This is a genomic window from Cecembia lonarensis LW9 (assembly GCF_000298295.1).
GTDB lineage: Bacteria > Bacteroidota > Bacteroidia > Cytophagales > Cyclobacteriaceae > Cecembia > Cecembia lonarensis.
Map to the genome: position 1 here is coordinate 1 of NZ_AMGM01000187.1, position 1,463 is coordinate 1,463.

2 protein-coding genes and 1 pseudogene are annotated in these 1,463 nt (G+C 62.8%); 1 reads left to right on the plus strand and 2 read right to left on the minus strand.

Going from position 1 to position 1,463, the window contains the following annotated elements:
- The coding region (locus tag B879_RS23710) for a hypothetical protein (protein ID WP_040401512.1) at positions 1 to 384 on the plus strand (384 nt) is incomplete at its 5' end.
- A 186-nt stretch (positions 385 to 570) separates the two neighbouring features.
- Here the strand turns inward: B879_RS23710 and B879_RS23715 are convergent.
- Together B879_RS23715 and B879_RS23720 are read right to left on the minus strand one after the other, a co-directional pair.
- Positions 571 to 969 (minus strand): GlcG/HbpS family heme-binding protein, encoded by a 399-nt coding sequence (locus B879_RS23715; RefSeq protein WP_007271086.1) that lies wholly within the window; start codon positions 967 to 969, stop codon positions 571 to 573.
- A gap of 33 nt (positions 970 to 1,002) precedes the next feature.
- A pseudogene (locus B879_RS23720) lies at positions 1,003 to 1,463 on the minus strand (formaldehyde dehydrogenase, glutathione-independent); the annotation flags it as partial.

Here is a 1,463-nt window from a genome sequence, read left to right on the forward strand (position 1 = left end):
GATGCCAAGGCCGTGGCACTGACCGGTCACAACGAAGCCTCACTGGCGTTCTTGGCAATCAGCGCGTTGCCGGAGATCGTCAAGGCCAGTTCGGATGCCGTGGCAGGTATCGACAACTACACGGTGATCAGTTCAGACGGTGCTTCGGATGCCGTTAAGCAGGCGAACCGCGTGGTCACCGAGGGACTTGCCATGATCAAGGGCAGCACCGATATTGATATCGCCGGAATGCTCTCCGGCCTCCTCAATAGCACGGGAAAAACCGCAGAGACGGCCCCTTCGACGTTCTCGGCGCCAGTTTTTGCGCCGACACCAGCAGTGCCATCGGATGAGTCGGACTACGAGCCGGAATCTGCCGTGCCATCGGATGAATCGGTCTCCTAGCAGAACTAATAGCAACAAAGCACTGGCCCCACCGTAAAGGTGGGGCCAGTGTCTTTGTTATGCCCGGTAGGTGCCTCACCCGCTGTGGGTCAAGGATCTAAAATGCTCTGGGCAGCGTCGGCTGTGGCACCCCCACAGTCAACCGTGCAGTCTGCATCGACGCCGGTGGGGAACCGCCCGGTTCAGTTAGAGAGCGGTGCTGCCGGCCTCCGCCACGGACTGGTCCTGGTCTCCGGCCCCGCCGCTGACCCCGATGGCACCGACGACCACACCGTCACGTTTCACTGGGATGCCTCCGGCGAAAATCATGATGCGCCCGTGGTTTGACGCATGGATGCCGTAGAACTGCTGGGTCGGCTGCGCGTTATCCGCAAGATCCTTGGTCGGCAGGTCGAAGGCACGCGCGGTGAAGGCCTTATTGATGGAAATATCGATGCTGCCCAGCCACGCCCCGTCCATCCGGACATGGGAGACGAGGTTCCCTCCGGCGTCGACGACAGCGATGTTCATGGGCTGGCCGATTTCGGTGGCTTTCGCCTCGGCGGCGGTAATAATGGTGCGGGCATCCGCGAGATTCAATGACATGGCACTGCTCCTACTGGTGGGGATGGTGGATGACTACGCGGAGAGGTAGCCATGAGGGTCCAGGACGTACTTGGTGGCTGCGCCGGCATCGAACTCCGCGTAGCCGCGCGGTGCATCGGTCAGGGAGATCGCCTGCGCGTTGACCGCCTTGGCGATGTGGATCCGATCGTGCAGGATGGCCATCATCAGCTGGCGGTTGTACTTCATCACCGGGCATTGGCCGGTGGTGAAGGACAGGGACTTGGCCCAGCCGGTGCCCAGCGACAGGGACAGGCTGCCCTTCTTCGCCGCCTCGTCCGCGGCCCCGGGGTCCCCGGTGACATACAAGCCCGGGATGCCCAGCGAACCACCGGCGGCGGTGAGATCCATCAGGGAGTTCAGCACCGTCGCCGGAGCTTCTTGGGCGCCGGCTCCGCCTCCGTGGCCACGGGCTTCGAAGCCGACCGCGTCGATGCCGCAGTCCACTTCGCGTACGCCCAGGATCTGTTCGATTT

What these genes read in the sequence shown, in the direction of transcription:
- B879_RS23715 (WP_007271086.1), bottom strand. Translation starts at nt 969, where the DNA reads ATGTCATTGAATCTCGCGGATGCCCGCACCATTATTACCGCCGCCGAG.